The sequence below is a fragment of the Gordonia westfalica genome, from assembly GCF_900105725.1.
Lineage (GTDB): Bacteria > Actinomycetota > Actinomycetes > Mycobacteriales > Mycobacteriaceae > Gordonia > Gordonia westfalica.
The window spans coordinates 43,008-67,173 of the sequence record NZ_FNLM01000030.1; the positions used below are offsets into that span (position 1 = coordinate 43,008).

20 protein-coding genes and 1 other annotated feature are annotated in these 24,166 nt (G+C 67.5%); all 20 genes read right to left on the minus strand.

The window, feature by feature from the left end; translation table 11 throughout:
- Nucleotides 1-197 precede the first annotated feature (197 nt).
- Nucleotides 198-581 (minus strand): PLD nuclease N-terminal domain-containing protein, encoded by a 384-nt coding sequence (locus BLU62_RS04475; protein ID WP_011161168.1) that lies wholly within the window; start codon nt 579-581, stop codon nt 198-200.
- A 25-nt stretch (nt 582-606) separates the two neighbouring features.
- The gene (locus tag BLU62_RS04480) at nt 607-1,038 is read right to left on the minus strand and encodes a hypothetical protein (protein ID WP_011161169.1); all 432 of its coding nucleotides are present in this window, start codon (nt 1,036-1,038) and stop codon (nt 607-609) included.
- A 197-nt stretch (nt 1,039-1,235) separates the two neighbouring features.
- Nucleotides 1,236-1,652, minus strand: a complete 417-nt coding sequence (locus tag BLU62_RS04485; RefSeq protein ID WP_011161170.1) for a hypothetical protein — start codon at nt 1,650-1,652, stop codon at nt 1,236-1,238.
- A gap of 326 nt (nt 1,653-1,978) precedes the next feature.
- Complete coding sequence (locus tag BLU62_RS04490; protein ID WP_011161171.1) at nt 1,979-6,871, minus strand: helicase-related protein; 4,893 nt, start codon at nt 6,869-6,871, stop codon at nt 1,979-1,981.
- A gap of 9 nt (nt 6,872-6,880) precedes the next feature.
- Nucleotides 6,881-8,181, minus strand: a protein-coding gene (locus tag BLU62_RS04495) for an IS3 family transposase (RefSeq protein WP_099047828.1) whose coding sequence is annotated in 2 segments (ribosomal slippage) — nt 6,881-7,908 and nt 7,908-8,181 — 1,302 coding nt in all. Because the reading frame shifts where the segments join, the coding sequence is not laid out codon by codon here.
- Nucleotides 7,778-7,909, minus strand: a sequence feature (AL1L pseudoknot). Its footprint overlaps the gene before it by 132 nt.
- 18 nt (nt 8,182-8,199) lie before the next feature.
- Nucleotides 8,200-8,997, minus strand: coding sequence for a helicase (locus tag BLU62_RS04505; RefSeq protein WP_011161174.1), 798 nt, complete (start codon nt 8,995-8,997; stop codon nt 8,200-8,202).
- A gap of 128 nt (nt 8,998-9,125) precedes the next feature.
- Nucleotides 9,126-9,704, minus strand: coding sequence for a hypothetical protein (locus tag BLU62_RS04510; protein WP_011161175.1), 579 nt, complete (start codon nt 9,702-9,704; stop codon nt 9,126-9,128).
- 284 nt (nt 9,705-9,988) lie between these two features.
- Nucleotides 9,989-10,258 (minus strand): hypothetical protein, encoded by a 270-nt coding sequence (locus BLU62_RS04515; protein ID WP_011161176.1) that lies wholly within the window; start codon nt 10,256-10,258, stop codon nt 9,989-9,991.
- A gap of 119 nt (nt 10,259-10,377) precedes the next feature.
- Nucleotides 10,378-11,295, minus strand: coding sequence for a hypothetical protein (locus tag BLU62_RS04520; RefSeq protein WP_074848380.1), 918 nt, complete (start codon nt 11,293-11,295; stop codon nt 10,378-10,380).
- A 106-nt stretch (nt 11,296-11,401) separates the two neighbouring features.
- The gene (locus tag BLU62_RS04525) at nt 11,402-11,863 is read right to left on the minus strand and encodes a hypothetical protein (RefSeq protein ID WP_011161178.1); all 462 of its coding nucleotides are present in this window, start codon (nt 11,861-11,863) and stop codon (nt 11,402-11,404) included.
- A 179-nt stretch (nt 11,864-12,042) separates the two neighbouring features.
- Nucleotides 12,043-12,450 (minus strand): DUF4913 domain-containing protein, encoded by a 408-nt coding sequence (locus BLU62_RS04530; protein ID WP_011161179.1) that lies wholly within the window; start codon nt 12,448-12,450, stop codon nt 12,043-12,045.
- On the minus strand, nt 12,450-14,381 hold the full coding sequence (locus BLU62_RS04535; protein ID WP_074848382.1) for a type IV secretory system conjugative DNA transfer family protein: 1,932 nt from the start codon (nt 14,379-14,381) through the stop codon (nt 12,450-12,452). Before BLU62_RS04535 ends, BLU62_RS04530 begins: the two co-directional genes overlap by 1 nt.
- Entirely contained in the window at nt 14,378-15,091 is a 714-nt protein-coding gene (locus tag BLU62_RS04540; protein ID WP_011161181.1) for a hypothetical protein, read from the minus strand. Before BLU62_RS04540 ends, BLU62_RS04535 begins: the two co-directional genes overlap by 4 nt.
- Before the next feature lie 43 nt (nt 15,092-15,134).
- The gene (locus BLU62_RS04545; RefSeq protein WP_011161182.1) at nt 15,135-15,683 is read right to left on the minus strand and encodes a hypothetical protein; all 549 of its coding nucleotides are present in this window, start codon (nt 15,681-15,683) and stop codon (nt 15,135-15,137) included.
- Nucleotides 15,680-17,704: a transglycosylase family protein gene (locus BLU62_RS34325; protein WP_011161183.1), complete on the minus strand. Its 2,025-nt coding sequence runs from the start codon at nt 17,702-17,704 to the stop codon at nt 15,680-15,682. The genes BLU62_RS04545 and BLU62_RS34325 overlap by 4 nt, the downstream gene beginning before the upstream one ends.
- A complete protein-coding gene (locus tag BLU62_RS04555) occupies nt 17,697-18,095 on the minus strand; it encodes a hypothetical protein (protein WP_011161184.1) in 399 nt (132 codons plus the stop codon). Before BLU62_RS04555 ends, BLU62_RS34325 begins: the two co-directional genes overlap by 8 nt.
- Nucleotides 18,092-20,050: a hypothetical protein gene (locus BLU62_RS04560; RefSeq protein ID WP_011161185.1), complete on the minus strand. Its 1,959-nt coding sequence runs from the start codon at nt 20,048-20,050 to the stop codon at nt 18,092-18,094. The genes BLU62_RS04555 and BLU62_RS04560 overlap by 4 nt, the downstream gene beginning before the upstream one ends.
- A gap of 19 nt (nt 20,051-20,069) precedes the next feature.
- Nucleotides 20,070-21,128, minus strand: coding sequence for a hypothetical protein (locus BLU62_RS04565; protein WP_011161186.1), 1,059 nt, complete (start codon nt 21,126-21,128; stop codon nt 20,070-20,072).
- A 27-nt stretch (nt 21,129-21,155) separates the two neighbouring features.
- Nucleotides 21,156-22,652, minus strand: coding sequence for an SCO6880 family protein (locus tag BLU62_RS04570; protein ID WP_011161187.1), 1,497 nt, complete (start codon nt 22,650-22,652; stop codon nt 21,156-21,158).
- 44 nt (nt 22,653-22,696) lie between these two features.
- Nucleotides 22,697-24,151 carry a TrbL/VirB6 family protein gene (locus tag BLU62_RS04575; RefSeq protein WP_139179995.1) on the minus strand — a complete coding sequence of 485 codons (1,455 nt, stop codon included), beginning with the start codon at nt 24,149-24,151 and terminating at the stop codon, nt 22,697-22,699.
- Nucleotides 24,152-24,166: the final 15 nt, after the last annotated feature.

Sequence of the window (24,166 nt, forward strand, 5' to 3'; positions counted from 1 at the left end):
ACCGACCATACAAAAGCAAAGCGCCCCAGCCCTGCGGCTGAGGCGCTTGCACAATAACGACCGATCCTGTCGGCACGTTTTCCAGTAGTAGAATAACACGGCTGACTTTCCCGAAACCACAAACCCAGGCCACGCTGGGCCGACTTTGCGAAATCGGGCACACGTTGGGTTGCTCCGCTCTTGAACGCTGATCGGTTCTAGCCGGGACCGTTGTCGTCTGGGCGGTCAGATCGGTCGGCGGCGCGTTGCTGTTCGCGGGCGGTCTGGCGTTGCTGTTCGGCGCGATCTCGCAACTGCTGGAGGAACTCTCGGTCTGCCTCGGGGTCTTGCGGGATGTAGCGGCCAGGGTGGTCGTATTCCGGGAACTCGCTGGCCGCACCCGCATGCTGCCGGTGTGGTCGTTCATCGCCTACGGGCCGCCCGACTGCCAGCCACACCAGCGCGCCGACCAACGGCAGCATCACCACCAGGATTACCCAGGCGAACTTGGGCAGCCCCCGCACGGCGGCGTCGTCGGTTTTGATGATGTCGATCAGCGCGATGACCAGGATCACCAGGTAGATCAACCCGAGATACGGCACGTCTGCTCCTTCGTCGGTGAGTCGGTCACCAGACCTGCTGTATCCACAGCGGATGTCCGTTCAGGCTCTTGGTTCGATCAACGTAGACCGCGATCACGACCCGCCCGCCCGGGTGGGCGGCGGCCTCGGAGATGACCTGGTGGCCGGTCACGTCATTCCAGCTGGCGGCCTTGTCCGGACGGTAGTACGCCCCGGCGCGATAGCGGGAGTCGGTTTCCAGGATGACGCCCCAGTAGTCGTTGCCCAGAACAGCGTTGATGACCCGACCGGCGCCGAGGTGGGCGGCGGCCACGGTGTCGGCGTGGCTGAGTTCGATCACCACCACACCCGGTTGCGACGTCTCGACGATCCGCGCGGCCTGCGCCGGCGGACTGGACAGCACCGCCCCGCCGGTAGCTATCGCGAGACTGAGCGCCGCACCCGCGACCCCCGCGCGTATCCCCGACCTCGTCAGCATCGTGTATTCCCTTTCGTAACCCCAGCCTTTGCCATCGAGAATGGTAGTGCCAGGACGTCTACCTCGTCGGCGCCTCAGTCGGAACGCGGTGAACGTCACTGTTGGCCAGCACCGCCAGGCCCGACAGCGCCGGTCCGCCCGATCGCACCGAACGGCAAAGGGTCGCACAGGCACTTCCTGCGCGACCCTTTGTGTGCTCAGCGGACTTTACGTAGGTAGACGTCGCCGGTGGGAACGCCTCCGGCGAACAGAACACCTTTGTAGCCGTGTGGTGTCTTGCGTAGTTCGATGCGGGAGTACCAGTGCGCGACTGGGTCACCGGCGATCGAGACGATGCCGCCGTTGCGGGTCTGGGTGATGTGGCTGTTGGTGGCATTCCACGGTCCGACGCCGTAGATGTCTTGGAACAGACGGTTGCCGATCACTCGCGCGTTGGATTCCGGGTAGGGGATGACGCCGTACATGACCAGCTGGTACTTATATCGGCCGTCGTCGATCTTCGCGTGCGCTTGCCCACTACCGAGGCCGAGGCCAGTGGCGAGGCCGGCGGTGATGAGAAGTCCGGCGACGATGGTTTTGACGGCGGTGGAGAGTCGAGCTGTGTGCAAAGGCATGAAGTCACGTCCTGTTCGGTATCGGTTGCTGGTGATGGGTGCGCGGGTGTGGCGGTTCGCTTCTATCACGAACCAGGGACAGGCGATGCTGGTCGCGCGTGGCGAGCCACGCCTGTCCGGTGGGTCACCGCCGCGGGGCGGGCTTCTGGGGGCCAGGCGATCTTGACGTGGCAGGTTCTTGTGCGCGGTTGCCCCTTGTCGAGTCAGGTCCGAGGCGGCCTGCTTGACCTGCACGCCGGCCGGGCCGAGAACCGCATCGGAGGTGCGACAGCGAGCTCGCACCCGCCAACGCCTCCGCCTGAGCGCGGTGAACGTCCCTGTTGCGCTCACAAGTCCAGGTCCGGGTCGCGTTGGGCCTGTGTCCCGTCATCGAGCGGGTCGTGTGGCGGGGGCTGCGATCCGGTGTTCTCGGTGCGTTCTGCTTCTGGTGGGGGTCGGGTGTCGGCGAGCAGTGTCCCGATTCCCGGTTCTGCTGTGGTGGTGTCCTTTTCGGCTTGGTGGAGCTCCGCTTGGTGTTGGTGGGAGCGTTTCATCACGGCGATGTAGTCGGCGGCATGGTCGAGTCCGGCTTCTTCGACCATGACCGGTGTCGGGTTGAGTTCCAGACTCCAGCCGGGTTCACGACCGGCACTTCGCATCCGTTCCTCAGCGGCCTGGCGGGCTGCGACGGCTTCCTCGGATTGCTGGGCGCGTTCGATCTCCATCCGCAGTTGTCGCAGCCGAACCTGTTTGGTCTGCAACTCATCCGCCTGGGTGAACGGTGCGTCGATACGCGGCGCGTTGACCTCGACTTCGCGGCGGTAGCTGGCGATGTCGGCGACCAGTTGAGCACGGGTGTCGTCGAGGCCGGTGTACAGGTTCTCCAGACGGGTGGCGAGCCCGGACGCGGTGGCGGTGCGCCGCTCGGCAGTGGTGAACACCTGGGAGGCGTCGAGAGTGAACCCGGGTCGCCCCGGGCAATCGAGCCACACGTGAATCTTGTCCTGGGCGAACTCGCGCGAGGCGTGCGCCTGGAGCCCCGACGGTATCGACGCGATCGGCATGGACTGCTTCATGCCGGCACCTTTGAGCTCGTGGTAGACCGCGGTCACCCGCCGCAACAGCACCTCGGACCGCTCCGGACGCTTCGATAGCGGACGGGCACCGGTGACGACGAACTCCTTGCCGGCGTCAATCCACTCCTGATGACCGGCCAACAGAAGATCCAGTTTCTCGATGCTGCCTTCCAACCGTGGAATGGCCCGGTCCGCGGCGGCCACGACCCGCCGCGCATGAGAGCGGGAGTCGGCGTGCGCGCTGGCCAGTGCGGACAGGCTTTTCACCTCGTCTTCCAGGGTGGCCATTTCGAGGAACCGTTCGTCGCCGGTCGCGGCGGCTTTGGTCGCCGCAGCCGCCTCAGACATTGAGTCGTCGGCGATGTCGTCGACTTCGGCGACGTCGTCGAGCTGGCCGCGTTTGGCCTGTTCGATGAACGCCGCCTTGGATTCGACTTTCGACCACATGACGGTGTCGGTGGTGCCTGCGGTGACGTAGTTCAGAATCTCGATCCGCGGATTCTGGTTGCCCTGCCGGATGATCCGGCCTTCGCGTTGCTCGAGATCGGCGGGCCGCCACGGCACGTCCATGTGGTGCAGACCGATGAGGCGGCCTTGGACGTTCATGCCGGTGCCCATCTTCGAGGTCGACCCGACCAGCACCGCGATCCGACCGGCACGGCAGTCGGCCTGCAACGCCAGTTTCTGCGACGGCGACTTGGCGTCGTGGATGAACGCGACCTTCTCCGCGGGCACCTGATATTGCTCGACGAGAAGGTCTTTGAGGTTGGAGTACACCGACGGGCCGTCGGGTCGCGGGGTGCCACGATCGCAGAACACCAGCTGCAACGCCCCGCGGATCGGGGACCGCTCCCCTTCCTCGGTGAGATATTCGTTGTCGGCGGTGGCGTGGTAGATGCGGGCGACCTGTTCGGCCACGGCATCGGCGCGGGTGTTTCCCGGATCCGGGTCGAGGTTGGCCAGCGCCGGGTCGAGCGCAACGTTGCGGCCGTCGTTGAGGATCTTGAGCACGTTGTCGATGTCGGCGCGGCGCGGGTCGAGATGGTCGGCCCGGTAGTCCAGGTCGGCGATGAAATCGCGCCGCTCCTGACCGGGTGTGCTGGTGATGATCTGCCTCCCGTCATGGACGGGGAGGTTCGCTGGGACCTGTTCACGGACAACGACGTCGGTGTACTGGGCGGCCATGGCGAACATCTCTTTCGGGTTCGCGAACGCCGACACCTTCGACACCACCCGCAGTTTGGTGCCGGTGGCGTTGGGGATCGTCTCGGAGCGGGTCGCGGTGAACGACGCCGCCCAGTCGGTGATCGAGCGAACCCCGGCCACCTCCAGCACATCCGGGCGTAGGTATTGCTGCATCACCCACGACTCGGCGAGCGAGTTCGCGATCGGGGTGCCGGTGGCGAAGGTGGCGACCCGCTCGGCGCCCGGGGTGATGATCCGCCCGGCCGCGGCCGCCTGGTGTTGGCGGCGTTCACGCAGGTAGTCCAGCTTCATCGACAGGTCTTCGGCCTTGTTCGACCCGGTCAGTGACAGGGAGTCGATCGTGCACTGGCGGCCCTTGTTCTTGTACTCGTGGGCCTCGTCGACGAATAGATAGTCCGCGCCGGTGTCTTCGAACAACACCCCGTGGTCCTTGGTGGCCTGCTCGGTCGCGGTGGCGAGGCGGTCCTCGAGCTCCTTCTTCGCGCGTTCGACTTTCTTGACTGTCGCCTGGGTCATGTCGCCTGCGCTCGCGGACAATTCGGCGTCGAGTTCGGCGACCTGGCCGGCGATGTAGTCAGCGCGTCGTTGCGGATGCACCCGGATCGCGGAGAATACCGACGCCGGGATGATGACCATGTCCCAGTCGCTGGTCGCGGTCTGTGCGGCGAACACGCGACGGTCCTCAGGCGACATGCCTTTGCGTCCCACGAGCACGTTGGCCGCGGGGTACCACATCTTCACTTCGCGGCCGAACTGCTCGATGAGGTGGGTGGGCACCACGATCCACGGCTGAGTGACCAGGCCGCGGCGTTTGGCCTCCATCGCCGACATGAACATCGTGCCGGTCTTCCCGGCGCCGACCACGTGATCGAGCAGCACGGTCGGCTCGGCGAGAATCCGCGCTACCGCATCGCGTTGGTAGGGGTGCGGCTCGAACACCGGGGACAGACCGGGCAGTGCCAACCGTGATCCGTCGTGTTCGGGCCGGACCCAGGTGTTGAAGCGGCGATTCCACTCAGCGACGAGGCGGTCGCGGCGCTCATCATCCGACCACAGCCACGACCGGAACTCGGTGGTGATCTTCTCAGCTTGGACCTGGGCGAGGATGGTGGCCTGGGCATCGACTTCCGGCGCCCCCTCCTCCTGCGCTGGCTTGGAGTTCTTGACCACGATCGAGCGCTGGTTGAGCAGCATCTCGGTGAGGTCGACCGCATCGAGCGCCTTGTTCTTCCTGTCGGCATTGTCGGCGCCGTACTCGGTGCGCATCAGCGCGCTATTGCGTTCAAACGGTGGGACTTCGACCAACCACGTGCCCGCCGCACGTGACACCTGCACGCTGTCGGCGCCGAAGGTCTCGCGCACGAACGCCTCGTAGTCGCGCGGCTCGATCCAGGTCGGTCCGAGTTTGACCGACCCGATCTGGGAGGGCTGCTTGTCGGCCGGAATCACCTGCGCCAGTGCTTGTGTTAGCTCTGCCCAGTCCCGGTTCCCGGGGTCGGTGCTGGCGGCTTCGGCGGCGCGGGCGTGTTTGGCACGTACGTTGCCCGACAACGCGGTCGCCGCGGGTATCAGGTCCTCTGGCATGTCGGGGTCGGGGTAGACCAGACCGCGGATCGACTCGCGTGCGTGCGTGGTGGGTTGGTCGAGCAGTTCGGCGACGCGGTCGAGATCGACCCGTCCGCGTTCACCGAGACTGATCGCGACAGCTTCGGCCGGGGTATCCGCGCGCGACACCGGGACCGGCGCCACGACAACGTCGCGGGAGAACACTGCGTTCTTGCTGACGGTGCCGGTCTGGTCGTCGTAGCGTTCCAACGCCAGCACGCCGGCCATCCCCGGATCATCGCGTACCGCATCGAGATGGGTTTGGCGCCGCGAGGGTGCGCTGACCTGCCATGCCTTCTCATCGAGCTCGGCCGCCACATCCTCAGGCAGCGGGCCGGGATAGTCGGCGCCGTCGGCGTCGCGGTGGGCAGTACGCCACTTGGCTTCGAGTTCTGCGAACTTCTTCGCGGCCTGCTCGGCGGTGCGTTCCTTGCCGCCCACCAGCTTCGACCGGTTCACCGGGCCGTAGGTGTTCAGATACGCGTCGTAGACCTCGTTGAGGTCCGCGCGCAGCGCGTCACGCTCGGCGCGGCTGCTCTGGGTGCGTTGGGCGGCGATCGTGGCCGCGAACAGGTCACGCAGCCGCAACAGGTGTCGGGTCTCGGTGGTGCGGGTCGCGGGCACCTTCATCGGTTCGTCGCCGTCGATCCCGCGGCGGGTGAACACCCCGGTGGTCTCGTCGTAGCTGACGTGCCCGATCGGGATGTCCTCGCCGTAGAGGGCGTCGGCGTCGAGGGCGCCGGCGGTGAACTCCATCCCGGCGGCCGTGGTGGTGTCGTCGGCGAGAAACAGTCCGTCGCCGCGTTCCAGGGCGGCGTCGACGATGCCGGTCAGCCGGTCGTCGAGGTCGGCGGCGACATCGTTGCCGGGTTCGGCGGCCACGACGAGCATCCCGTCGCGGTAGAGCCCGCGATCGACCCGCATCGTGCCCAGCACGTGCTCGGGGTGGGTGGTGAAGTAGCGGTTCACGCCGATCTCGGTGGTCTCGCCGGTTCGGTCAGGGAGGGCGACGAGGTCAGAGTGCAGCCACTCGGCGTCCGCAGGGGCGGCGGCGTCGGGTTCCCGGCGGCGGAACACCAGCACGTCGGTGACGACCTGGGTGCCGGCGACCCGTTCGAATGCGGTCGAGGGCAACCGCACCGCGCCCACGAGGTCGGCGACGGCGTGCATGTCGCGGCGCGCCTTGTCCGAGGCGGCATCGAGTGTTCCGGCGGTGGTGATCGCCATGACGTAGCCGCCGGGAGCGGTGAGGTTGAGCGACTTGAGAAGGAAGTGGTTGTGGATGCGGTGGCGGGCCGGATTGTGGATCGGGTCGTGCACCGTGAACCCACCGAACGGAACGTTGCCGATCACCGCAGTGAATCACCCTAGGTTTTGTGCCGCCTCCAATGTGGGCTGGTCCTCGGGGCCGAGGCCAGCGTAGTGGAGCGTTTCGAACTCGGTCGGGGGAATCTGGCCAATACTCGAGTGCAACCTGCTGTTGTTGTACCAGTCGACCCAACCAGCGGTCGCGAACTCGACGTCGGAGATCGTCCGGTACGGGCCGGAGTGGAAGATCGTGGTCCGGATGCACTCGGTCTTGTACAAGCCGTTCACCGACTCGGCCAGCGCGTTGTCGTAGGCGTCCCCGACCGATCCGATCGACGCTGCGATGTCTTCGAGTCGCAGACGCTCAGTCAGTGTAACCGATGTGTACTGACTTCCGGCATCCGAATGATGAATAAGCTCAGCAGCTTTCACCGGATGCCCTTCCCGATTGCGCTGCCACAGTGCCATCCGAAGCGGGACTGTCACCAACTCCACCGACTTCGATGTCGAGGCATGCCATGCCACGATTCGACGGGAGAACACGTCGATGATGAACACCACATACACCCACCCAGCCCAGGTCCGGCAGTAGGTGAAATCGGTCACCCAAACCCGGTTCGGTTCGGCAGCACTGAACTGTCGGTTCAACAGATCCTCCGCGCGGACACCATCAGCGGATCTGACGGTCGTTCGGACTCCCTTCGACCGTCGAATTCCTTGGTGGCCTAACACTTTCATCGCTCGATCAACGGCGCCATAGGACACCCCAGGCAGAGTTGTGCGATGCAGATGGGCGCGCATCTTCACCCGCCCGTAGAGGCCCTCGGGAGTCATCTTCCGCCGGCCGTCGTCACCGGTGCGCCAGACGACAGTGCGCACCGCATCGACGACGTGGGCATCAGAGACCGTCCGTGCGGCAGGCGTGCGTGATCGCCATGCCCGGTAGGTTCGTGCGGCAATCTGGCAGCCCTGCCCACGCAGGACCCGGCAGATCGACTCGACCGCAAACCCGTTGGCGCGCATTTGATCTATGAACGCCACGATCATCGGTTGCGGGGGTCGAGTTCCCCCGCGAAGAAAGTTGTCGCTGCTTTCAGAATGGCAACGTCTTCTCGTAACTGCTTGTTCTCGGCCTTGAGGCGCTTGATCTCGGCGGACTCCTTCGTAGTGGTCCCGGAGCGGGCGCCGGCATCGATCTGGGCTTGTACGGCCCATCGACGTACCGTCTCCCCGCCGACACCGACCTGCTTGGCGATCGCTTCGGCCGCGGCAGTCAACGACGTGTACTCGCCGCCGTGGGTCTCCAGCAACCGCAAGGCCCTCGAACGGACCTCCGGGTCGATTTTCTTAGGCATGTGCTCATCCTTCCTGACTCAGAAGGAAGCGGTATCAAACCTGGGGTGATTCACAGCGAACGATCCGTCCGGGACGCGGGTGGTCTCGAAACCCTCCAACCGCACCTGGGCGTCGGGGTAGAGCAGATGGGCGATCTGAGCGGTCGTCGGGTCGAGCTCCACCCCCACCATCTGCGCGCCGGGCGGTGCCAGACCAATGAACGTGCCGCTGCCACAACCCGGTTCGAGCACCAGCCCGTTGTCGAACCCGGCGCGAGTCATCGCCGACCACATCGTCTGGGCGATCGCCGGATCGGTGTAATGGGCGTTGAGGGTGGAGGCCTTCGCTTGGCGCCACTGCTCAGAATCCAACAGGGCACGCAGCTGCTCGCGTTCAGGTGCCCACTCGGATTTGGACTCGTCGAAGATGTCGGCCGCGGCACCCCACCCCGACCACCGCGCCAGGACCTCATGCTCGGCCGCCGTCGCCGACCGACCGGTGCGGGAGGTCTCAGTGAGGACCTCGAGTGCGGCGATGTTGGCGCGGGCGCGCGACTTGGCGCCAGAGGGCACCAGCACCGTTCCCGGATGCGTGAACCGGGCCGCCGAACCTGGCTCGTCGGCCGCCGTGGTGGACGTGGTGGTGTCCTCGTCGACGACGGCGGGGGTGCTGGCTGGTTCCTGCGAATCGGGGTCGGCCGGGGTGGGGTCGGGTTCGAGGCCGGCCACCACATGGTCGGCCTTGATGTAGACGACCGAGCCGTCCGGGCGGCGGGCCGGGGCGACTCGGGTGCTCGCCCACGCGGTCAGCGGCAACCCGGCCTCGGATTGCGGCACCTGTGGCAGCGTGTCGTCGGCCTTCGGCGGCAGCGGTGTCCCGCCGGGGTCGACGACGGCGGGGTCAGTCGGGATCCGCAGATCGTCCAGAGACTCAAACAGCAGTCGCTGGCCGTCGTCGACTACCTCTACGCGCGCTCGGCGGCGGCGCGAGCCCGATCGGCCAGCGCTGCGTCCACCGTCGCGGTCAGCTCCGCGACCAGCGGATGCTCCGGCCCGTCGGGCACCGCCAGCCCGTCGGTCAGACGTGCTTGCAGCAGCTGTTCGGCGTACACCTGAAACCGCGGCGTCTGATCCGGCCACACCTGCTCGGTCAGTCGTTCGGTCTCCGGGGTCGCCTCGATCGCCCACTGCGTCAGCCACCGCTGCATCCCGGTCATCGTGTCCGGGTTCGGCTCGTCGTCCGGCTGGTCGTCGTCCTCGGGACTGCTGAATCCCTCCCACAGCGTCGCCAGCACCGTCTCCTCCGCCGAGTACCGGGCCTGCTGATACAGCCGCTGCGTCGTCAGCACGTCCGGGTCGTTGCCCCCGTGCTGGTCCTTCCACGCCGCGATCGTGGCCAGCTCGGTCTGTGACTGCGTCTGAGCGATCTCGGCCTGCAGCCGTGTCACTTCCGCGGTCAGGAAGTCCTCGAACTGCGTGCGGTCCATCTGCGTCAGTTCCTGGGCGTACCGCTCTGTCAGTGCCGTGCGCAGATCGTGAAACATTGGTGTCCTCCTCGGTGTGGGTATCCATAGTGCTCTGCGGTGCCGACATCCGCTGCCCGGATGGGTCGGTGTCGGCGAGTAGATCGAACAGATTGGGGGTGTTGTCCTCAGGGGTGGCGTTGCGTGCCATACGTCGAGCTCCTACCAAAGTGAGGTCCACTCCCCGCCCTGGGCTACGCCGGGGCGAGGGTGGGTGGCTATCGTTTCTCACTGGTCAGAGGCTCGATCTCTGACCGATCAGTGCCCTGGCAGGTGTGTCCAGCACCTGCCAGGGCCTGAATCAGTCAGATGGTCTCGCCCCAGAAGTACCACCGGTTATCCGGCGCGGACCAGAAGCACCGTGAGACCCGGATGTAGGCGCCCTTGTGGTTGTCGCACAGCGATTGCGAGGCGAACGGCCCGACGCGGTAGTTGGGCCAGTCCGGGCTGTCTCCGGACACCGGGGGCAGGGCTTCGGCGGCGCCGGCTCCTACGAGTGAGCCCAGGGCAATTGAGGCCCCGGCGCCCACCGCAACGGTCGCCGCGACGAAGCGGGTCGTCATGTTCTTGGTCATGGTGTCTCCAATCGGTAGCTGGTGAATTGTTCTGTGTTGGTGCCGTTGGCGGTGGATCACTCGTCGTGGGCGGTGCACGCGAATCAAGATGCACAACAGGCATTCCCGTCTCGACTTGATCAGTCAACGCGATGCCCATTGGCCGTCTCAGTTCTTAGCGGTTGCTCCCCCTTGACGTGATCGTCGGAATCGGAGCCGCCGGACGTCCCCGAACCGCCTGCGGACGTGCCGCTCGAGTTGCCGTCCGCCCCGTGTCCGGCAAGCCCACCTGAGGAACCACCACCGGCTGTTCCGTCTGAGGTTCTGCCTGCTACGCCCCCGGTAGCGACGCGGCCGGACATCGTCACCGAGCCTGCGGCGCAGCCGCGCACACGAACGTCGCGGTCGAGATCGGCGGTCGCGTAGCTTTCGTAGTCGGCGGCCGGGAGGTACCGAGCGACGTTGACCGTCCGGTAATTCAGACGCCCACGGTGACGGCCTCGCATGCGGGGTGCGCAGACGATGGCCAGTGAGACCACCGCCGCCACGTACAACCATGGCCGCGCGGAGCGAAGGTCGGCGCTGATGTCAGCAGACAGCGCTGGTGTGTGATCGTTGACCAACGCAGACAGAGAACTGGACAGCCACCACGAGGTCGCCGGAAGCGCTTGCCCGACACCAATGAACGCAGCCACGGCACCGGCGGCGGCGAGGGCGACCGCGACGGCTCCGACCAGTCGCGAACACTGGCCTTTCGCAGTCTCGACACACCAGATCACCGCGTAGGCAACGGGTACGGGTAGAACGAGCATCTGTGCGAACCACACAGTCAACGCCGCGATGGTGTTGAGCAGAGCCCCGTCGGATTGCAGATTGTCGGGGGTGACCGAGAAGTAGCTGGCCGCCACAACTGCCAGCAGCGCACCTGCGACGACGGCGCCACTCCAATGCAGTAGCCATCCCTTCTTCGCTCGACCGCGGGTGTCGTCGGTGACGTCGTCGCGGCCGGCCAGTTGCAGAGTCGGGCCCGAAAGGGCGCCGCACCCGCCTACAGACAATGGGGAAAGAACGAACATGGGTATCGGTCCTGTCAGTGGGCGCCGGCGTCCACGATCGGCCCGTGAAGCAGGGTGGGTTGGGATTGGCGAGATGCTGTCGTGGCCATTACTGGTCTCCTTCGGGTGCTTCGAGCTGGATGACGGTCAGCGGGTGCGGCGGGTTGGCCAGCGCCGTCGCCGTTTCGGTGCCGATGAGGAGGTGGGAGCTTGCCGGGGTGAGGTCGATGGTGAGTTGGTCGCCGTGGGGGCGGACCGCGACGACGTGGCCGACCACCTCCATCCCGTCGACGGCTGCCTCGGTCACGCCGAGGATCTTCACGGTCGCGCCGGGGCGTAACCCGGCGGGTGCGCGCACAGCGGACACGGGCACCGGGATCACGCCATCCACGGCCGCTTCCGCCGTCGCCGTCGCCGTCGGTGAGGGCGATGTACTCGCTTCGGTCGTGGTGGTACAGCCCAGGAGCAGTGGTGTCGCGATGGCGGCCGCCGCTGCTCCGCACACGACTCGGTAGATGGTGCGGCGTGGGGCGGTCGACTTGTGATTAGTGGTCTTGTGGTCGGTGGTCATGGTGTGGTCCTTCGCGTTCTGGTTGGTGGTGGTGGTCTGGTGGTCGTGGTCGGCGGCGTTGGCGGAGGGCGGCTTTGGTGATGACGATGACGCCGGTGATGGACAGGGCCACCAGCAGCACGACGCAGCCGACGAGCGCTATGTGGATGAGTGGTGGCATGAGCTGGCTTTCGTGGGGGTTATGCGGCGGTGGTGTGGTCGGTGGGTGGGTCGAACCATCCCGGCGGTGGTGGGGTGCTTGAGACGGTGAGTGTGTCTGTGGTGGTGTGTTTTTCGGGTGTGCAGAGGTAGAGCGGCCCGTTTTCGGCGGTGAGGGTGCGCCAGTGGGCGTCGAGGTGGGCGGTCCACCACGACGACAGTGCGGCGGGGTCTTCGCTCAGGCGGGCGGTCTCCCACGCCTTCCACAGCTCCTCGAGGCGGATGACGACTTCGTCGTGGCGCCACCATTGCGCGCACCAGCGGGTGTCGCGGTCGAAGCGCCCGGCTTTGATGTGGCTGAGCCAGTTGGTGAACCAGTCGGCGCCGGAGGTGAACCGCCAGTGCGCGCGGGGGTCGTCATCGGAGGTGTCGGTGTCGGGGGTGGTCATCAGAAGGTCCTTTCCCGGGTGGCGGCGGTGAGGGGTGCGGAGCTGGGTGTGGCTGCCTGCTGGGCTGCGCGTTCGGTCGCGCAGGCCTTCTTGGAGGCGTCGATCAGCTCGGCGTAGGGGCCGAGCCAGTAGGAGTTCTTGGTGGTGACGACGGTGCGGTTCCCGGAGGTGGCCAGTACTGCTCGTTCGGCGGGGAGCGCTTTGAGGTCGTCGATTCCGAGGATGGGTTCGCTGGACCAGGATTCGCTGGTGCTGGTTGATCCCATACCGGAGTTGGAGTGTGAGCGGCTGCGGCGGCGGACGTCGCGTTGGCCGATCATGCGGCTCAGGCCCGATAGGTAGGACTCGTTGTTCGATGATCCGGCGTAGATGTAGACGTTCGAGGAGTCCACGAGCATGTCGAGTTTGTCCTTGGACCACACTTTCGCGGCCTGGGCCAGCGATTGCAGCATGGTGACGATGACGATGCCCTGGCTGCCGAAGTGGGAGTACCAGTCGGGCAGTTCGGGCAGCTTGCACACGTTGGCGGCTTCGTCGAGCACTGCCACGACCGGTACCGGCAGACGTCCCCCGTTGCGTCGTGCTTGGGCGACGGCGGCTTTGAAGATGGTGTCGGCCAGGGCGGTGGTCAACGCGGTGGCCGCGCCGGCACCTTCCATCGACAGGGCGTACATGGTGTCGGTGGAGGTGACGAATGCTTGCGGATCGAATTTGGGCAGGTCGTGGCGGATGTCGTTGCTGCCGACGGTGTTGTCGCCGTCGAACCGCACGCGTTGGGGCGGGAGGACCGATCGGGCGTAGGCGGGTACGGTCATGACGTTGATGAACCGTCGCGCCATGTCGTAGAGACCGTCTTGCTGGCGGGGGTTGAGGTTGGCGGCGGTGTCGATCTTGGCCGCGGCGTCGTGGTGGCCGTGGCGAGTCAACACCTGGCGGGCGACTTTGAGTTTGGGGTCGGTGAGCCAGCCGTCGACGTGTTTGAGGTCTCCCCCACCGACGGATGCGGCCAGAATGTGCAGGGCCAGCAGTTCTTTGGCGCCGCCGTCGAAGTAGGCGTCCAGGCGTGACCCTTCGGCGGTTTCTGCTCCAGCGAAGATCGCGGCGAGCTCGCGGGCGTCGGAGAGCTCGTGCACGCACCACAGCGGGTCCCACCACCACTGCTGGCCCTGGTTGCCGGCGATGTGTTGCAGGTCCGAGAGCCAGATGGTGCCGCGGGTGCGTGGTGGTTCGCGCCGCTGGGTGCGGTAGGCCCACAGTGCGCGCAGCCCGTGTCGGGTGGTGTCGGCCTTGGCCGGGTGGGTGGTGAGGTCGTCGCGGTCACGGACCCAGCGGGTGGCGTCGTAGATGTCGGGTTTGTTGGAGGTGGCGAACACGGCGCCGGGTGCCTGGCAGATCATCGGGATGGCGTAGCCGGTGGTCTTGCCGCATCGGGGTCCGCCGATGATGAGTCCGACCCATTCCCAGCTCATGTAGAGCGCGGAGGTGCCCGCGCCGATCAGCGATCCCAGCGCTAGCCCGTAGTCGAGGTGTCCGGTGATGGCGTCGCGGCCGCGGAGGCGCTGCGCGGAACGCTTGGCGTCGCGGGCGGTGATGGCGTGCAGTTCCCGGGGACGGGGAAGGAACTGTGCGGCCTGGTCGAACTCGCGCAGCACGGCGGTGGCGGTGCGATGACGCGCCACCATGACGACGACCACGGCGGCGGCGATGAGCGCGACCACCAGGAGCACGGTGGAGGCCACCGGCCAGTGGAAGGTGCCGTCGACGGCGGCGGTGGCCGGGTTGATCAGGACCGGGCCGGGCTGGCCGGTGAGCCAGCAGCCGGCCCGCCAGCACACATAGATGATCCCCAGCAGCGCGAACACGGCTGCGGCGAGGTTGTAGCCGACCATGGATTCGTGTTGGCCTCGGTCGCGGCGATGGGTGGTGCTCACAGCTGCGCTCCGGTGTCGAGGGTGACGCTGGCCCCGATCTCGGGGACCGGGGTGGTCTGCCAGGCGCTGTCGCCGGCGGCGATCAACGCGGCTTCGGGGGCGGGTTCGGTGTCGGCGATGAGTTCACTCATCGAGCGGTGCCCGGCCCCGGCCCCGGCCCCGGCTGCTGCGTCGTCGACGTCGATGGCGTAGTGCGCGGCCGCGGTCGACACCTGGTCGAGCAGATCGGTGTCGGCGACCTCGCCGAGGTCCTGGTCGCGGTCACGGCCGCCGATGCTGTCGGGGTCGACGCCGGCCTCACGCAGCCGCTCATCCCAGGCGTGCGCCCACTGCTCGGCGCGCTGCGCGGTGGCCGTGGTCTGGGCTTGCCGGGCGGTGTCACCGTCGCGGGCGGCCTCGGACGCGGCTTCGCGGGCCAGGTCGGCTGCGGCGTGCGCCCCGGCCCAGCGGGCCATCAAATCCGGTGTCAGCGGGTGGCGTTCGGCGCTGGTGTCGGTATAGCGGGGCTGGCGGGCACCGGTGTGGCGCGCGGAGTTCAGGCGCTGCTGGGCGCGGGTCTGCCGGGCACGTCGTTTGTGCTGCTGGTTGCGGACCGTACGCAGCGCTTCGTCGGCGCGACGGCGGGAGTGCCGCATGATCGTGCGGATTTCGTCGAAGATGTCGTCGACTTCGCGGCTGTTGTCCTGGGCGACGTTGTGTGGGTCGAGCATGGTGGGTGCCTTCCTTCGAGGGGGGACGGTGAGGGGAGGTGGGTCAGGTGTCGACGCGGGGGTAGGTGGCGACCTTCCACTGGCCGTCGACGCGGACGAGTTCGGCGGTGACAGTGAACTTCCGGAACGAGGTCACCGTGGCGTCGATGCCGAGCACGGTTTGGATGACGGTGCCGCGCGCGCTGGCCTTGTCCGGTGAGATCAGCACCGCTGAGGCGCCCTCGACGCGGGCGGTGACGACGTCGAGGGACTGCTTCCACGCGCCCCACTGCGCGCTGGGACGCACCGCCGCCGAACTGTCGGCGGAGGCCAATGCCTGGCCGGTGAGGGTGGCACGGGTGCGGCGCAGCGCATCGGTGGGTGAGGTGTCGGTGGCGGGTTGCCAGCTGAACATGGTGGTGACCGTGGTGGTGAACACCCCGATCGGTTCGACGCGATCGGGCAATCCTGGTGGGCTGCTGTAGTGCTCGCCGTGGTCATGGTCGTGTGCGGGTTCGGTGGTGTCGTCGCTACTGGAGCATCCGGCCAGTGCGGCGATCAGCACGATCGCGAGGACGACCAGCACGTGGTGGCGGTGGCGGTGGTGGTTCATCGGTTCTTCTCCGGAAGCCCTTGATCGGCGAATTGTGTGGCGTAGGCGATGACTTTCTGGCCGTACGGGCGGGTCTGGGTGTCGTAGTCGCCGCCGGTGGGTGTTCCGCCGGCGTTGAGGACCGCGCCGACTCCGGCGTTGTAGGCGTAGGCGTAGAGAATTTCGCGGCCTTCGGCGGGTTCTTTCACTCGCCCGGAGGCGATCGCGGTGTCGATCTGTGTGGCGTTGGCGCAGGAGAACCGTCCGGCGGCCATGACGGCGTCACCGATGTCGGTGGCCGAGGCGCGGCCGTTGCCGTCGTCGTCTTTGGCCCAGGACGGGTAGGTGTAGTCCATGAACTGCATCGGTCCTTTCGCGCCTGCCGGGGACACCAGGGATGCGTTGAACCCGGTCTCTTGCTTGCCGATTCCGGCGAGGAATGCTGAGCTGATCTGGGGGCAGAGCACCCCGGCTTTGCGGAACCACGGTTCGTAGGCCGGCGGGACTCGTCCGGCGGCGAGGTTGTCGACTCCCCCGCCGTGCTGGTCCTCGACCGGGCCGCAGTCGGCGCTCTCGTCGGCGCTGATCCCGCCGGTGATCCCGGGTGCGGTGTAGACCTCATTGCCGCGGGGCATGCCGTGGCCTTCGACGGTGGCGTGGACGTGGTCGAAGTGGTTCTGGGTGGGGTCGCCGCGGTCGTTCATGATGTTGGACTTGCCGACCACCGGGTAGTAGGTCTGGCGCCAGATCGTGTACTCGAGCTTGAAGTGCTTCTTGTTGTCGAGGATGTATTTGTTGACGGCGTTGCCGAGCGCGATCCCTTGCGCGGAGGTGTAGTTGGGGATCATGACGTCGACGGCGCGACCCGACGGGTGGTCGTTGAAACCGCCGCCGTCGGCGCGCCAGCCGCCGATGGTCTGGATCTGGGGGAACTTGGCGGCGATCGCGCGCGCGAGGCGGATGCTGTCGACCTGGAAGTGCGCTTCGGAGCCCTTGGACTTGGGCAGCGGCGGCAGCGGACCCGACGGCGCCGATGGTGCGGGCGGCCCACTGGGGGCGCCCGCGGGCGGGGGCACCGCGGCGGCGTTGAGGAACGTGCCTGCGGGTGCGGGTTTCTTGCCGGTGACCCCGGCGGTCTTGGAAGTGGTCGGCCAGGCGCCCCAGCCCTGGGAACCCAGGACGCGGTTGGCGACCTCCATCTGCTGTTCGCGGGTGGCCTTGTCGGCGGTCGGCGCATACTGGCCGCCGCCGGCGCCGGTCCAGGTCGACGCCGAGAACTGCAACCCGCCGTAGTAGCCGTTGCCGGTGTTGATCTTCCAGTTGCCGCCGGATTCGTGCTTGGCCACAGCATCCCAGTCGGCGGCGGTGACCACGTCGGCGGCGGGGATCACCCGGGGTGCGGTGAGCACCCGCGGTCCGCCCGGTTGAGCCGGAGCTCGCCCGGCCGGGGCGGCACCGGGTTCGGGGCTGGTGGACACCCATCCGGCCGGATCGACCGAGTGGCCGCCGGTGAAGTCGCGGTGCCCGCCATCCCACACCTCAAAATGCAGGTGGGGGCCGGTGGATTGGCCGTCGTTGCCGAGCTTGGCGATGTGTTGTCCGGCGGTGACTTTCTGACCGGCTTTGACCAGCACGCCGTCGGCGAACATGTGCCCGTACACCGTGGACCACACGTGGCCGTTGATGTTGTGAGTGAGCACGATCCAGTGCCCGAACCCCGAGGCGGTCCCGGCGGCGGTGACGGTGCCGTCGGCGGCAGCGTAGATCGGCGCACCCAGTGCCCCGGCGAGGTCGATACCTTCGTGCATCGCGCCGTCGCGCGGGCCGTAGCCCGACGTGATCTGAAAGTCGGTGACTTTCATCGGCTTGACCTTGGCGCCGGGTGAGAGGGACGCATCGGCGGGTTGGTCGACACCGCCGGTCAGCGGCAGGCAGGAGTCGTCGTCGCCGGCCACGGAGATGATGAGGGTGCACGAGGCGAAGAACCCCATGACCAGTGCCAGCAGCGGCACCAGCAGTTTGGAGGCGTTGCCCTCACCCACGAGGCAGGTCCCGGTCGGCGGCGGTGTCGCGGTCGAGGTCGCGGACGTGTTCGGTCAGCGCCTTGTTCATCGAGCGCACGACCTCGAGGCGGGTGGCCCATTCGCGGTCTCGGGCGGTGACGTCGCGGCCGACCCCGGCCGCCCGGCACCACCGCATGACGCTGTTGGTGCCGGCGCCGATGCTGGCGGCGACGTCGGCGGCTGCGGCGGTCAGCGACAGCGAGGTGCGAGCGAGCAGCTCGGCCACCGCGCGCACCGCCAACCGCCGGACTTCCTCGGGGTGGGCGGTGCGGCGCGGGTTGGGTTCGACAACCCAGTCCTGCACCTGTTCCCAGGCGCTGGGTAGCGGGTCGAGCGGGGTGGCTGTGCCCGGGTCGCTGTCGGTGCTCATGCCGCGGCTCCGGACTTGGCGCCGCGGCCGCGGTGGAAGCGCTTGTTGGTGTTGTGCATCTCGGTGGCGCGCTCGGTGGCGGTCAACCGCATCTGCACCGGGATACCGGGCTGCTCACCCTCTTTGATCAGGAATTTGCCCATACCCGGCGGTACGGTGTTGGTTTCGGTGCCGGTGGCGCGGACCCCGTCGGCCCAGTCGGTTTCGTTGATCTCGGAGACGACCGGGTCGTCGATGCCGCGGGGGGTGGTGGCCCACTCGGCGAGGGTGGCGGCTTCTTTGTCGTTGAGGTTGACCTTGCCTTCCATCAGCGAGGCTTCGTCCTCGGGGAGCGGGAAGCACACCTTGACCCGGGCGCGGTCGAGGAAGCCCATGGCGCGCTGGCGATCTTCCATCGAGTCGAACGCTTGGAGGTCTTTGACGGTGTGGGTGGTGAACAGGCTGCCGGTGCCCTGTTCGCGCTGGACGCGGGTGACTTCGTCGACCCGCCACACGATGCCGTTGCCGACACCGAGCACCAGCGAGAACTCGTCGCACACCAGGTCGTAGTTGCGGGGCTCTTGCAGGCCGTGATCGGAGAGCAGATGGGAGGCTTCGACGGCGGAGAATCCGTCGGACCAGCACGCCAGGAGTACCGCGGCGCGCAGCTTGCGGGCGTTGGCCGGTAGCCGGGACATGTCCACGCACACCCCGAGGGCGTCGATGTCGATGGGTTCTTTGGTGGGAGCGTTGAAGATCTCACCGAACTGCCCCGACACCAGCTGATCGAGCGACTGGCGCAGGTTCTCGGTCAGCAACAGGTAGCGGTCGACGGCGATCGCGTCATGGGGTCGACGCCCCAGGGCGCCGGAGGCATCGAGGAGGTCCTGGTGGGCGCGACGCAACTCCGGATTGGTGTCGGCGTCGCGGGCGGTGGCGTCGATGAGAGTTTGCGGGACCTGGCGCAGCAGGTTGAGCACATCGCCGGGCAGGGGCGCATTGGTCAGGGTGAACTCGTTGGCCGTGCCGTAGAGCACCCGCAACGCGGTGGTCAGCAGCGTCTCCTCGTGCGGGGCGATCGGCCGTCCGGAGCTGATCTCGAGGAGCCCGGTCGCGGCGGTGACCTGGCGGGCCCGCATTTCACGTTCGGCGAGTTGGCGTGCGGCGGTGGGCAACCGGGCGATGAGATTGCCGAAGGTGCCCACGGCGAGGGGGTTCATCGGCGAGTCGAACCCGACGCTGGTGACCTGCGGGGTGACCGGCGTGATGCCGTCCTCGCGGTACTGCACCCGGCCGTCGCTGTCGTGGAGGACCATCTGGCGCATCATGGTGACGAAGTCGGGGCGGTGATCGCCCATGATGAGCGGCCGGACCCCGGTGGCCAGGTCGTGGCACACGATGCGCCGGTTGAGGGTGCTTTTGCCGAAGCCGTTGAGCCCGAACACCATCGCTGAGGGTGCGGTGATCTGGCCGGCCTCGAACCAGCCGATCTGGTCGAACCCGACGGGTTGTCCGGTGTCGAGGTGCGAGCCGACGGGGGCGCCGTCCAGAGGTGCCGAGGCGCCGATGGGAAACGGGTAGAACCCCGGCACGTGCGCGGTGGTGCCGCGCAGCTCGTTGGGGCGGCGCACGTGGGCGACGCGGCCGCCGCCACGCCCGTCGAAGCCCCGGTTGGTGCGGATCAGGGTGGGCACGTCGAACTGGATGGGCCGGGCGACGGCGGCTTCGTGGCGTTCCCGGCGGCGGGTGTCGTTGTCGAGCTTCTGGCGGGCGAGGTAGCCGCTGATCCCACCGCTGCGGGCGGTGTCGAGCAGGTCCTCGCGGGTGTCGTCGTCGTAGAACGTGGTCGGCTTCGTCGAGCGTTCTTTGGTGCTCGGCCGGGTGGCCGAGGCCGCACCAGCATTGAGGCGCAACGTCGACGGCGTCGTGTCGCCGCCGGTGGCGGTGGCGGTTTTGTGGAGGTCAGTGACAGTCATGGTGGCGTCTCGCAATCGGTTAGCGGTGGCGGTGGCGCAGGGCTTCGTCGGTGATGTCGCCGTGTTCGGGCAGCAGCACCCCCAGCCCGGTTCCGGCGGCGAACAGTTCGGCATGGCGGTCGTAGCCGTTGCGCACGCCGAGGCGGGCGAACAGCGGCAACCGGGCTCGTAGGGCGTCCACCGACGGCGTGCGGGGACGCGGCTCGGTGATCGTCAGCGTGGCGCCGAAGCGCTGCAGCACGGGCTCGAAGGTGAGCCGAATCGGGTCGTCGGGGTGAATGGTGTCGGCGATGCAGGTCGCCCGCCAGGTGATCGCCAGCCGGGTGCGCGGGGTGGTCGGGTCACGCTCGAGAAGCTGGGCCAGGACCGACCCCATCGCGTGGGGCGGTTCCAGCACGTGCGGGGCGATCACCCACGTCGCCGACAGCAGATCGTTGTGGCAGAACACATCCCGCACCCGGTGTGGTGTCGAGTCCGGTGCGATGTCGGCGAACGTGGGCGAGGCGTCATCGGCCAGGCCGCCGCGGTAGGCCCGTACCCCGACGGCGGCGACCTGCGCTGCGGTCAGCGGCGTGGTGTCCAGCCCGGCGGCGTGCAGGGACCCGATCAGAGTGTGCAGGCGCCGGCCCACCTCCACGGCCATCTCGTCGGGAGTGGTCTTCATTGCCGAGGTGGCCGCGACGAAGGTGACCGCGAGATAGGTGTCGGTGGCGAGGTCGGCGACGTCGAGGTGGTGATGGCCCTCGGGGGCCATCCACTGTCGGTGGGCGATGTCGGTGCGGGGGAAGGTGTCGGCGACGGCGGTGACCGCGACGACATCCCAGGCGTCGGCGCCGAAGTCGATGCGGGTGTAGTCGCACAGTTGTTGCCAGTCGCGCAGTGTCGCGCCGGTCGCGGTGAGGATCACCGTGTAGTGGCCGGTGGCGTGGGCGCGGATCAGGCCGTAGTCGTGGCCGCCGGCCGAGCGGTGTTCGGTGATCGACAGGACGGTGCTGATCTGGGGCAGGGATGCCGCCGAGGAGGACAGGCGGGCGCGGGAGCGTTGCAGCAGCGAGGTCAGGGCGGGAAGCGTCGGCATCGCAGAGTGGTCCTTTCTGGCCCGGGTTTAGGCGGCGAGCTTGTCGGAGACGGTGCTCTCTTCGGAGAGCACGACACCGAAACCCATTCCGGCGCAGAAGGTGACGAGTTGTTCGTCGCGGGCCGGTTCGAGTGGGGTGGCCGCTGAGAGGCCCAGATCGGTGACGAGGGTGTCGATCTTCTGGGTGTCGGCACCGATGGGGCAGGTGGCGGTCACGATCATCGACACCCGGGTCACGCCGGCGCCGCGGGCCTGTTCCTGGCGGGCGCCTTCGGCGCTGTCGAGGCGCACGAGTGCGCGTTCGGGCAGTTTGCCGACGTTGGTGCGTACGGCCTGGCGGGCATCGTTGTGGTCCTTGTTGACGATGGTGGTGGCTTGGGCCGGGGTGTAGGGCTGGTAGACGAAGGTGACGCGTTTGCGGGGTACGTCGCTGTGCGGGGACAACAGGTCGACGAGCACGTTGGAGTCGAACGGTGCCTCGGGTTCGTTGCGCATCGTCCACGACATCGACTGCGCCGCATCGTGAAGGAAACGGCCATGCTGGTCAGAGGCTGAGGTGGGTCCGCAGTCTTCCCACCGCAGGCGCATCGGTTCACCGCTCATCAGGCCGATTTCGAGGTCGAGTTCGTCGGCTGGGGAGAAACTGCGGCGGGCGATGGCGCAGATTTCGCGTTCGAGCATCGGCCGTACCCGCAGACCGGCGGCGTGGCAGTAGTCCCGAATCCGGCCGAGTCGTCGTGCGAGCTCGTTGCCCATGTCGGTGGCGTCGCGTTTGCGGTGCATGGTGTCCGCGCGCCAGGTCAACCCGATCCTGGCTTCCAGACGTACTTCGGCGGTCGGTACCGCTTCGGTGGCCTCGATGATGATCTTGCGGGCCAACGCTGGCGCGGTGTCTTTGAGTCGCGACCGCACGATGCTGGAGGCCCGCATCCCCGACTCGGGCAGGGTTTCCATGGTGACCGTGGCGGCCACGAAGTCTGGTGATTGCCCGAGAAAGGTGAGCATGTCGCCGAGGCGGGCGACCCAGCGGTCGCGCACAGGCTGGTCATTCCACTCCCCGCCCTGGGGCCAGGTCCGCAGGACCAGGGTGTAGAAGTTCTTCGACGACAACTTGATCAGGCCGAACGGCGCCGATCCATCGCCGGGTGAGAAGTTGAACGTCTCAGCGGTGGCCAACGGCCCCGGTGGTGGGGTGCCGTCGGGGATCATGGTGAACGGCCCGGACCGCACCAGGGTCTCACCGGCACGGCGCGACTTCGACACCGAGCGGGCACCCATGCCCAGCTCCCAGGCTGAGCGGCCGCGCAGCGACACGACCAGTGGCACGAACAGCACAGCCAGGGTGAACGGCAGCCCGAAGAACTTGATCACCCCAGGCAACGGCAGCATCAGCCCGACGACGGCGATGAACAAGAAACCGAGCAGCACCATCGTCGAGAACATGGTGAACCCGAATGCGCCGGAGGACCGGAACGCCGCCGCAGGGCGGTACAGCAGTCGGCGGGTGCCGGCTTTATCGGTCATGACAACCTCTTTCGACAGTCAGAGACGATGGGTCAGTGGTGCGGCTAGTGCGCCATGGCGTGTTCGTTCCAGCCCGAACGCATCGGCGGTGGGCTACTCAGCGACGGGTCAGCACTGGTGGTGGCTTCGACTTCGGATTCGACGCTGTCGCTGACGGTCTGCATGGCTGCCCCGGCGAGTCCGCCGGCCGACCCCATTGCGTCACCCAAACCGGAGGTGGGACCGCCGCCTCCTCCCCCGCCACCGGAGCTGGCCTGGCCGCCCTGGCCACCGGAGAGAGCGGGTTGAGCGCCGGGCCCGCCGCCACCCGACGGTGGTGGCGGTGACGGCGATGAGGCCGTGGAGATACCGCCCGAGGGCCCGCCGCCGCCGCGACCGGCGATCGAGGACATCCCGCCCGCACTCGCGCCGCCGCTGGCCCCGGCGGTCGCCCCACCCGAGGCGGCCGCGGCCGCGACCTTGCCTGCCGCGACACCGGCACCGATCGCCGCGCCGGCCGCGGCGGCACCTGATCCGCCGCCGCCCATGCTCGCCACGGCGGGGGCGATCAGGCGCATGAGCGCGGGTAACACGAACGCGCACAGCATCATCAGCACCATGCCCAGGACCACCTGCTGGGCGTTGTCTTTGGACGCTCCGGCGCGAAACGCCACGAAGTAGGTCAGCGCGCCGACGGGTTTGAACAGCAGGAACGACACCGACCACGTGACGAGCCGCTGGTAGCTCTGCGACCCGGGGCCGGTGCCGGAGAAGGCAGCGGCTATAGGTAGCGCGGCGACGACCAGCAGCAGCATCGCCTCGCGCACCACCAGCAACGCCAACTGCAAAAAGGCGCCTAGAAACCCGACAAGGGCGAAGATGCCGATGGCGGTGGTGCCCAACCCGGAATTGGTCAGCAGATTCAGTTTGAGGAAGTTCTTGATGACGTCGCCGTTGCCGCCGCCGGCCATCACCGATTCGCTGACCAGCCAGGTGGAGATGCCATCAGCGATGCGGCCGCCCACGGTCAGTACCAGCGGGATCGCGGCGGTGGCCATCGCCGAGCGGAAGATCAGTTTGAAGCCCTCTTCGGCGTCATCGGCCAAAGATCGTTTGCGGTCGATCATCATCCGTAGCCCGAAGAACATCAGCGAGAACGTCAAACCAACGATTTGGATTTGCAGGGTGTGATCGCGCACTTCCTGCATGAGGGAAGACTTGTTGTCCAACTGGGGGTTCGGCAGTTTGATCCACCACGCCATCGCCCACGTCAGAACGGTCTGGTAGCCCTCGAGTAGCGAGTTGACGATCTTCTCGAATGTTCCGCCGACCACGCTGCCAGCCACATTGCTCGCGGCGTTGCCCGCGGCGCCGCAGACGGTCCGCGTCAACGGTCCCAGGGCGTCGCACAGCGGGTTCGCTGCGGCCGTGCCCGCACCGGCCCACGAGGACACCGTCGCGGCGATCAGCGCCACCACGACCGCGGCGTGGGTGCGTCGGCCGGTCAGGGCAGCGCGCACACGCCCCAGTCGGCC

Excerpts from the sequence above, each read along its gene's own strand:
- BLU62_RS04510 (WP_011161175.1), bottom strand. The coding sequence starts at position 9,704 with ATGTTTCACGATCTGCGCACGGCACTGACAGAGCGGTACGCCCAGGAA.
- BLU62_RS04555 (WP_011161184.1), bottom strand. The coding sequence starts at position 18,095 with ATGAGCACCGACAGCGACCCGGGCACAGCCACCCCGCTCGACCCGCTA.
- BLU62_RS04530 (WP_011161179.1), bottom strand. The coding sequence starts at position 12,450 with ATGACCACCCCCGACACCGACACCTCCGATGACGACCCCCGCGCGCAC.
- BLU62_RS04485 (WP_011161170.1), bottom strand. The coding sequence starts at position 1,652 with ATGCCTTTGCACACAGCTCGACTCTCCACCGCCGTCAAAACCATCGTC.
- BLU62_RS04565 (WP_011161186.1), bottom strand. The coding sequence starts at position 21,128 with ATGCCGACGCTTCCCGCCCTGACCTCGCTGCTGCAACGCTCCCGCGCC.
- BLU62_RS04525 (WP_011161178.1), bottom strand. The coding sequence starts at position 11,863 with ATGACCACCGACCACAAGACCACTAATCACAAGTCGACCGCCCCACGC.
- BLU62_RS04480 (WP_011161169.1), bottom strand. The coding sequence starts at position 1,038 with ATGCTGACGAGGTCGGGGATACGCGCGGGGGTCGCGGGTGCGGCGCTC.
- BLU62_RS04540 (WP_011161181.1), bottom strand. The coding sequence starts at position 15,091 with ATGCTCGACCCACACAACGTCGCCCAGGACAACAGCCGCGAAGTCGAC.
- BLU62_RS04570 (WP_011161187.1), bottom strand. The coding sequence starts at position 22,652 with ATGACCGATAAAGCCGGCACCCGCCGACTGCTGTACCGCCCTGCGGCG.
- BLU62_RS04545 (WP_011161182.1), bottom strand. The coding sequence starts at position 15,683 with ATGAACCACCACCGCCACCGCCACCACGTGCTGGTCGTCCTCGCGATC.
- BLU62_RS04560 (WP_011161185.1), bottom strand. The coding sequence starts at position 20,050 with ATGACTGTCACTGACCTCCACAAAACCGCCACCGCCACCGGCGGCGAC.
- BLU62_RS04515 (WP_011161176.1), bottom strand. The coding sequence starts at position 10,258 with ATGACCAAGAACATGACGACCCGCTTCGTCGCGGCGACCGTTGCGGTG.